This window comes from Microbacterium sp. zg.Y909 (genome assembly GCF_024626565.1).
On sequence record NZ_JANJFJ010000204.1, the window covers coordinates 1 to 7,932 of the forward strand.

8 protein-coding genes and 1 pseudogene are annotated in these 7,932 nt (G+C 67.8%); 1 reads left to right on the plus strand and 8 read right to left on the minus strand.

Annotated elements, in window-relative coordinates:
• The coding region (locus tag NQ160_RS14380; protein ID WP_257515900.1) for a DUF520 family protein at positions 1-127 on the plus strand (127 nt) is incomplete at its 5' end.
• A gap of 895 nt (positions 128-1,022) precedes the next feature.
• Here NQ160_RS14380 and NQ160_RS14385 read toward each other — a convergent pair.
• The 8 genes and pseudogenes from NQ160_RS14385 to NQ160_RS14420 form a co-directional block, all read right to left on the minus strand.
• Positions 1,023-1,604 carry a hypothetical protein gene (locus NQ160_RS14385; RefSeq protein WP_257515893.1) on the minus strand — a complete coding sequence of 194 codons (582 nt, stop codon included), beginning with the start codon at positions 1,602-1,604 and terminating at the stop codon, positions 1,023-1,025.
• Between the two features lie 324 nt (positions 1,605-1,928).
• Positions 1,929-2,201 (minus strand): annotated as a pseudogene (locus tag NQ160_RS14390) (WYL domain-containing protein); the annotation flags it as partial.
• Between the two features lie 123 nt (positions 2,202-2,324).
• Positions 2,325-3,092, minus strand: coding sequence for a class I SAM-dependent methyltransferase (locus NQ160_RS14395; protein WP_306853443.1), 768 nt, complete (start codon positions 3,090-3,092; stop codon positions 2,325-2,327).
• Between the two features lie 213 nt (positions 3,093-3,305).
• Complete coding sequence (locus NQ160_RS14400) at positions 3,306-4,394, minus strand: alpha/beta fold hydrolase (RefSeq protein WP_257515895.1); 1,089 nt, start codon at positions 4,392-4,394, stop codon at positions 3,306-3,308.
• Positions 4,395-4,576: 182 nt separating this feature from the next.
• Positions 4,577-5,179: a dihydrofolate reductase family protein gene (locus NQ160_RS14405; RefSeq protein WP_257515896.1), complete on the minus strand. Its 603-nt coding sequence runs from the start codon at positions 5,177-5,179 to the stop codon at positions 4,577-4,579.
• A 35-nt stretch (positions 5,180-5,214) separates the two neighbouring features.
• Positions 5,215-6,678: a protein adenylyltransferase SelO gene (locus NQ160_RS14410; RefSeq protein WP_257515897.1), complete on the minus strand. Its 1,464-nt coding sequence runs from the start codon at positions 6,676-6,678 to the stop codon at positions 5,215-5,217.
• Between the two features lie 73 nt (positions 6,679-6,751).
• Entirely contained in the window at positions 6,752-7,330 is a 579-nt protein-coding gene (locus tag NQ160_RS14415; protein ID WP_257515898.1) for a TetR/AcrR family transcriptional regulator, read from the minus strand.
• A gap of 123 nt (positions 7,331-7,453) precedes the next feature.
• A partial coding sequence (locus NQ160_RS14420; RefSeq protein ID WP_257515899.1) for an ABC transporter ATP-binding protein occupies positions 7,454-7,932 on the minus strand: 479 nt, incomplete at its 5' end.

Sequence of the window (7,932 nt, forward strand, 5' to 3'; positions counted from 1 at the left end):
GAAGTCGCAGATCCAGGGCGACGAGCTGCGCGTGCAGTCCAAGAGCCGCGACGATCTGCAGGAAGTGCAGCGACTGCTCAAGGCCGCCGACCTCGACGTCGACCTGCAGTTCATCAACTACCGGTAGGACTACCTCCTGACCTGGGCTATTCCATCCAGAGTCCGCAGAGGGTCCGCGGCACCCAGAACCGGCGAGGCAAAGCCTGCAGGGGCTGGGCGGGCCTTATCCTCGGCAGATGGCCACAGGTGGCTGTAGACATTCAACGTGATCCACGGCTGCGAGTGCCCCAAGGCACATCTACGAACCGCAACAGCAACTCGCGCAACTACTCCGCTGACGAAGGCGCTCCGAAGTAGTGACAGCAATGGGTGAGGAGTGGCCTAGGTCGTGAGGTTGGGCGGAAAGCCGACTCTTTCGAACGAGTGCGCATGCTGCGCCAAGTCACCACCGCGGAATCCGATCGTTGTCTGCTCTTGCCCGACGAAAGCATATGCAGGCGGCTCTTCCGCAGTTGTCGTGGGCCGTAGATGGTAGACATCTCGGCGCGAGGGCCCATCGGGCACATGAACGGCAATCGCTTCCGATACATGCTCGACAGTGGCGGAGAGCGGTCCGCGCGGACCACCGAGAAGTATGACTCTCGTGAGTTTGTTCATGATCTCTACTATCGCTCGCGCGCGCGAACGCGTGCTGTTTGCCGAATTCAGCGCGCCAACGCCGAGACCGCTATTCTCAGCGAGTGCATGAAGCCAGTGAAGTCCTTACCGCTTAGGCTCTCGTCTCCAACGTCGTCACAATGCTGGGAATCCTCGCGACTATCACGATCGCCCTGGTGGCCGCGACGGGAGGCCTACGCACAACGGGGCGCGGTATTCACGGCAAGCACACGAGGCTGGTGTCCCTCCTCGGGGCGTGAGGAAAGTTTCGGTGGGGCAGGTCAACCTGTCACCAGTTCGTTCCTCACGCCCCACTACGCGCCGCGAGAGGGTCAAGAACGGGTCCCACGGCCCCCGGACCAGGGTTACTCGGTGGCTATGAATACCGCGGACCCCTGTGCGTTCTTCACGACCCAGACCCCACCCGGGACCTGGTCAGCAGGCACGCTCACGGCGACGCGGGCCCCCACCGACTCCACCGGCGGATATAAGGTACCGATGTTGTACATGTCATCCGGGATATCTACCGAGTAGTCATCCATGGTGGCGAATGACCGCCCGCCGGCACTGACGTACTCGACGAACAACGAGGCCCACGGGTCGACCCCTGTCTCACGGAGAGAAAGGCCCTCAGCCTGCGCTTGCTTTTCCCCCGCATCCCAGTCCAGCGCGATAGTCATCGGCAGAACCAAGTACCCATCGTGGATCTCGGTGGGCCCGGCAGCGCCCAGAGACCACATCGAGTCCACTGAAAGCTTGCGACTTTCCCCCACGGCCAACGGATTCCCACGCGTTCCGCGTTCGGCGTCTGGGGTGGGTGCTGGCGTGGGCGTCTGCGAAACCTCCACCGAGGGCGGCGCGGCTGAAACCTCAAGCGCAGGCTCACCCGAGCATCCCGACAGTATGACAATCGCCGCGAGCACGGCGGCGCTCTGGATCTTCTTCATTTTCCCCCCAGACACAGTGAACCCTCGACCGCGGCTATCCAGCTGTCAGAATCGGCCCGTCGATCTTCGACTGACATTATCGCGCAAAGGACAAACTGTGAGCCGGAACCCGCGGCCCGAGCGACCCGGAACGCATTCCAAGGCTTCTCGGTTCGGCGCGCATGTCCGTCCTAGGCTTCCGGCATGAGCGGCAGCAACGAAGAGTGGATAGGTGTGCGGTAGATCCCACTCATCCTCGGCACTTCCACCTCGACCATTTATGCCTTGGCCCAACGAGGCGACCTGCCCCACATAAGGGTCGGCAGCAGATACCGGTTCCGCGTCTCAGAAGTGATCGATGCCACGATGCCCGCTGCGCCGGCGGACGACATTAGCTGGCCAGTCGCCCCGACGGCGCACCGGTCTGGCGTTCGCCGGGGGTTCTCCGACCTCCTGAACGGTGTGACCGCTGTAGGCCGTCGTGGTGACGCTGGCTCGCTCGATGCGCGACACGGTGAACCATCGCAGCGCGTGGCGCAATCGGCACCACCCCACGAGGCACCACCGGCCGTTCGTGGAGGCGAACAGCACGGGTTCGACGTCGCGGGTGGTCGTTGCCACGCGGATGACTCGGCGCCGCGGGAGCCGACCTCGCCTTGAGCCCACCTTCCGTTCTGTCGCGGTGATGGATCTTCGTGCGAGCTGACGACCCGGTGGGCGGTGGGCGCAGGCATGCGCGCGTCAGATGCGGGAAGCGGTGACCAAAAGGTACTCCCAGTTCATCGCGCCCTCGTGAAGGGACCGATCGCCCAGCGCGGCCAGCTCGGTGTCCAGTGCGGCCGCTTGGGCGGCATCCTCGCCGAGGAATCGGTACACGGCGATCGTGGGACCGTAATTGGCCTTGAAGAAGTCGCGGAACTCGATGCCATCGGAGAATCGGCCTACGCGCAATGTCTGCTGTCGCGCAACCAGGTTCTTGACGCGGTCGCCGAAAAGTGACCGAACGTGATCGGCGCGTCCCCACAGCGGGGCCGGGGACGCTCCGGCGGGCGGCGGTGGCGCGTAGGGCTTCATTGTGGCGAACATCTGGCCGATGAAGCCTTCGGGGGTCCAGCTCAGCACGCCGACGGTGCCTCCGGGGCGGCAGACGCGCAGCAGCTCGTCGGCGGCTTGTTGATGGTGTGGGGCGAACATCACGCCGATGCACGATAGGGCGACGTCGAAGGTCGCGTCGGCGTGCGGCAATGCCTCGGCGTCCGCGGGCTGCCAAGTCAGTTCGAGTCCCTCGGCCATCGCCTCAGCTCTGCCCACGTCGAGGAGCTCGGGCGTCAGATCGGTAGCAGTGACGTGAGCGCCCCGACGCGCGGCGGGCAGGGCCGCAGTCCCGGTACCGGCCGCAACGTCGAGGACGCGCTGTCCGGATTGCACGTCGAGGGTATCGACAAGGATGCGGCCAAGGGAGCCGACGACCTCGTCGGCGACGGCGGGGTAGTTCCCGCTCGCCCACATCGCGGCATGCTTCGCCTTCAGGGCCCGGTCTTCTGGCGTTGACGTCAAGGGTGTACTCGTGGAAGTCGGTCGAGTGCTGTATTGCATGGACATGGTTCCTCCGGAATTGGTTGTTGCCGCAACCGTAGGGATGATCATCCGGGTCGCACATCGGGGCCGACGCGCAACTAGGTCTCGGCGTCGACCGTCGAGTGGCGGCTGACGCGTAGCCGGTCAGACGCCGGAGAGCAGCCGCGCGACGGCCGCCGTACGCGCGGTGCGTCCGTGCAACCCGAGCTTCGCGTACACGTTCTGCAGATGCCGCTCGACGGTACGCACGGAGAGCGTCAGCTCTGCCGCAATCGCCTCGTTGTCATATCCCCCTGCAGCCGCGCGGAGGATCTCGAGCTCCCGGGGAGAAAGCGCCGAGGCCACGTCCTCCGCGGATGCGACGGGCTCTGCGTCCCTGTCCGGAGCGATGAAGTCCGTGATCTCGCGGCGCAGGACCGGCCACGCCGGTTCATCGGACAGGATGATGTGGTTGTTGCTGTCCAGCGCGACAAGCCGAGCGCCCTGAATGTGCGCGGCGAGATATCGGGCCTGCTCGAAACTCTTGATCTGGTCCCCGAGGCTGTGCAGTACCAGTGTCGGCAGGTGCAGTTCGCCTAAACGGCCGCTGGAGTCGATCATCTGGCGCTGGGCCCGGGCGAGCACCGCCGTGTCCGCGTCGACGGCCATCTTCTGCAGCTCGTCGATCCAACACATCTGCTCCTCGGTTCCGCCGGGGATCATCATGCTCGTGAAGACCCGCCGAAACTCCGGCGTCGGGCGCCCCCACCCGACTTTGATCATCGCCTCGAACGCACGACCCAATTCCAGCTCATTCGCCGACGGAACGCCGCGTGCTCCGGCGTCGCTCCCGTAGAAGATCAGTCGGGTCAGGCGCTCCGGATGGCGCGCTGCATACTCGATCGCCACCGGGCCGCCCTGCGCCATCGCAAGGAGAGCGAAGCGGTCGAACCCGGCGCCGTCAGCGACGGCCTCGAGGTCCGCGACGCGGGCCTGCAGGCTGTGGTCGGTCACATCACGATCTGACAACCCGTGTCCGCGCTCGTCGTACCGGATCACCGTCGCGATGCGCCCGAGCTCGACCAGGAAATGGCGCCAGACAGGGCTCTGCCAGTCGAACTGCAGATGACTCAGCCAGCACGCGTCGATCAGCAACGGCGGACCGGCACCATGTACGGCGTACGCGATCCCGACACCGTCTGCGGAGCGCGCGAAACGAATATCCTGCACAGCACCCGTTTCGCGAGTCCCCACGCGACTCATGCTAGAAGCCCTGAGCGCTCAGCACACCCCCGTCATCGCCGAGCAAAGAGCCGTCGCCTCGAACACGGGCAGCCCGCGCCTGCGGGCTGTCAAGTGTGCACGTCAGGGCGGTTGCCAACCGGTCCTCGATCGCAACAGATCAGCCGCCGGCAGGGCCGGCATCCCGTGCGCGCTCAGGCGCGGCGGTAGCGGATGTGCGTCGCCAGCGGCGAGTGCAGCACCTCCACGGGCTCGTAGCCGAACGACTTCGCGCCGTCGAAGATGCGCTCCCCCGAGCCCAGCAGCACGGGCGCGATGTCGAGCGTGATCTCGTCGACCACGTCGGCGGCGAGCGCCTGACGGACGGTCGAGGCCCCGCCCGCGATGTGGATGCCGTCGTCGGCGGCGGTCTCGACCGCTCGCCCGTAGGCGTCGTCGAAGCCCCCGGTGACGAAGTGGAAGGTCGTTCCGCCTTCCATCTCGATCGGGTCGCGGGCGTAGTGGGTGAGCACGAACACGGCTGCGTGGTACGGCGGCTCCGGCCCCCACCAGCCGCGCCAGTCCCCATCCCACTCGCCGCGGATCGGGCCGAACATGTTGCGGCCCATTACGTACGCGCCCCGGGGGCGTCCCAGCCATTTGGAGGCGAGGGCATCGGCGTCGGTGGCGCGCGGGTGTCCCAGGTGCCAGCGGTGCAGCTCGAGGCCGCGCCTTCCGAGCGGATCGTCGAGGCTCTGGTCCGGCCCCGCGACGAAGCCGTCGAGGGACATCGAGATGTGGCAAGTGGTCTCCGGCATGGGCCGCCCCTCTCGACGTGCGCGCGTCGATCCGGTCAGGTGCCGCAGAAGGTGCGGTACGGGCCGAAGGCGTCGGGCGCCGGCTCGGCGTAGCGCTCCAGGCCGGGGCGCTCGGTGAACGGCGAGGTCACGGCCTCGAGCAGCTGCTCGAACGGCTGCAGGTCGCCTGACGTTGCGGCATCCAGCGCCTCCTCCACGAGATGGTTGCGCGGGATGTAGACGGGGTTCGCGGCATCCATCTTGTCGGAGTCGGGAGCGAGCGCGAGCCAGCGTTCTGACCACAGGTCGAACGGGCCTGGGTCGGCGAAGAGCGCGCGGGTGCCCGCGGCGTCTCCGCGCGCGACGGCGCTCAACCGGCGGAAGAAGCCCGTGTAGTCGACGCGGCTGATCTGCAGCAGGTCGATCAAGTCGGTGAGAAGCGGCGTGGTCAACTCCTGGTCGGCGTCAGCCGGGATGCCGAGCTTGTCGAGCATCCCGCTGAACCAGGCCGCGTTGTACGCGTCGCGGAACCGCCCGAGCTCATCCTGGGCCAGCTCGATCGCCCGGTCGGTGTCGGGGTCGATCGTCGCCAGCAGGGCTTCGGCGAAGCGGGCGAGGTTCCACTCGCCGATCAGCGGCTGCCGACCGAACGCGTAGCGCCCCTGCCGATCGATCGAGCTGTAGGCGGATGCCGGGTCGAAGGCATCCATGAAGGCGCAGGGGCCGTAGTCGATCGTTTCGCCCGAGATCGTCACGTTGTCGGTGTTCATCACGCCGTGGACGAATCCGAGCAGCATCCAGCGGGCGATGAGTGCCGCCTGCGCGTCGATCACAGCGCCCAGGAGTGCCAGCGACGGGTTCTCGGCATCGGTCAGGTGCGGGTAGTGCCGGTCGATCGCGTGGGCGACCAGGCGGCGCGCGAGGTCATCGTCTCCGGTCGCAGCGGCGTACTGGAACGTTCCCACACGCAGGTGGCTCGCCGCGACGCGGGTGAGCACCGCCCCCGGGAGCACCGTGTCGCGCTGCACGCCCAACCCCGTCGCGGTCACGGCGAGTGCTCGCGTCGTCGGCACCCCGAGGGCATGCATCGCTTCACTGATCACGTACTCGCGCAGCATGGGGCCGACCGCAGCGAAGCCATCGCCGCCGCGAGCGAACGGCGTGGGGCCGGATCCCTTGAGATGCAGGTCGCGCAGGCCGCCGTCGGCGTCGGTGACCTCCCCGAGCAGCAGCGCGCGCCCGTCACCCAGGCGCGGCGAGTATCCGCCGAACTGGTGACCGGCATAGGCCTGCGCGACGGGGGCCGCGGTCTCGGGGACGAGATTGCCGGTGAGCAGCCCTACTCCCTCGCGCGTGCGGAGTCCTGCCTGGTCGAAACCCAGTTCCGCCGCCAGCGGCTCGTTCAGCACCAGCAGTCGCGCGTCCGGGAAGTCGGCGGCAGCCCACGGCGTGGACAGCTCCGGGAACTCGCGGGCGAATCGCGAGCCGAGGTCGACGGCGGTCTGCGGCGCGAGGCTCATGGTTCCAGGCTACGACCGGTGCGGCCCGTGCGGGCCGTTCAGTGCGAGGCATGGCCCCGCGCACCGGCGCGCGTCAGGCGGAGACGATGCCGCGGGTGAGCAGCCCGTAGACCTCGTCGGCCGCGGCCTGCGGCTCGATGCCGTGCGTCACCAGCTGCACTCCGGCACCGAGCACCCCTTGCACGAGCGTGACGGTCGACCGGGATGCCGGCAGGCCCAGATCCTCCAGCACGCGGGTGAGGGGCCGCATGAGCGCGTCGTGCAGCGTCATGAGGTCTTCCATGCGGCTGGGACTGAGGTTCGCGTCACGCAGCGACCCGGCGATGGTGTGCCGCCCGTCGGCGGTCATCCGCATCGTCGCATCCACGAACGCGCGCAGTTCGGGAAGGCCACGCTCGGTGCCCTCCAGGATCAGCTCGATGTCGGCATCCCATCGCTCGATCGCATCGATCGCGATCGCGACGAGCAGATCGTCCTTCGACGGGAAGTAGTCGTAGAAGCTCGATCGCTTCATGCCCGCGCGCTCGGACACGCTTCCCGGGTTCACCCCGGCCAGCCCCGACTCTTGCAGCAGCTCCTCGCCTGCGCGCACGAGTGCGGCGCGCTGAGAGGCGCGGTGCTCGGCGACCGTCGGAGCGGTGATCTTGGGCATCCGGTAATTATCGTCCTGATCTGGGCCGGCCGAATGCAGCGGCGCGGCGGATGAAACGTCCTGAAGGGAGCGCGTCGCCCGCGACAGCTGGAGCTGCCGCGGGCGACGAAGGGACGCGAGGTGTCAGGCCGTGACGGGCGCGCCCAGCCGCCCGTCGACCATCTCGAGCACGCGGTCGCAGTGCTCCAGCACGTCGCGGTCGTGGGTGACCATGACCACGGCGACGCCGGCGTCATGCGCCCGGTCGGCGAGAAGCTCAACCACCTCGTGGCTGCGGCGACGGTCCAGCGCTGCCGTCGGCTCGTCCACCAGCAGCAGGCTCGGCTGGTTCACCAGAGCGCGCGCGATGCCCACGCGCTGACGTTCGCCGCCGGAGAGCTCCCCGGGGCGGTGACCGGCGCGGTGGCCCATGCCCACCGACTCCAGCACAAGGGCGGGGTCGACGTGGCGGTTGCCCGCCAGCCGCCCGGCCAGACGCAGCTGGTCGGCAGCGGTGAGCGCGGGCAGCAGGTTGCCCGACTGGAACACGAACCCGATGTTGCGCAGGCGGAACCGCGCCCGCGTGCGCTTGGACAGGGTCGACAGGTCGGTGCCGTGCACGC

Excerpts from the sequence above, each read along its gene's own strand:
- NQ160_RS14385 (WP_257515893.1), bottom strand. The coding sequence starts at position 1,604 with ATGAAGAAGATCCAGAGCGCCGCCGTGCTCGCGGCGATTGTCATACTG.
- NQ160_RS14395 (WP_306853443.1), bottom strand. The coding sequence starts at position 3,092 with ATGTGGGCGAGCGGGAACTACCCCGCCGTCGCCGACGAGGTCGTCGGC.
- NQ160_RS14405 (WP_257515896.1), bottom strand. The coding sequence starts at position 5,179 with ATGCCGGAGACCACTTGCCACATCTCGATGTCCCTCGACGGCTTCGTC.
- NQ160_RS14410 (WP_257515897.1), bottom strand. The coding sequence starts at position 6,678 with ATGAGCCTCGCGCCGCAGACCGCCGTCGACCTCGGCTCGCGATTCGCC.
- NQ160_RS14415 (WP_257515898.1), bottom strand. The coding sequence starts at position 7,330 with ATGCCCAAGATCACCGCTCCGACGGTCGCCGAGCACCGCGCCTCTCAG.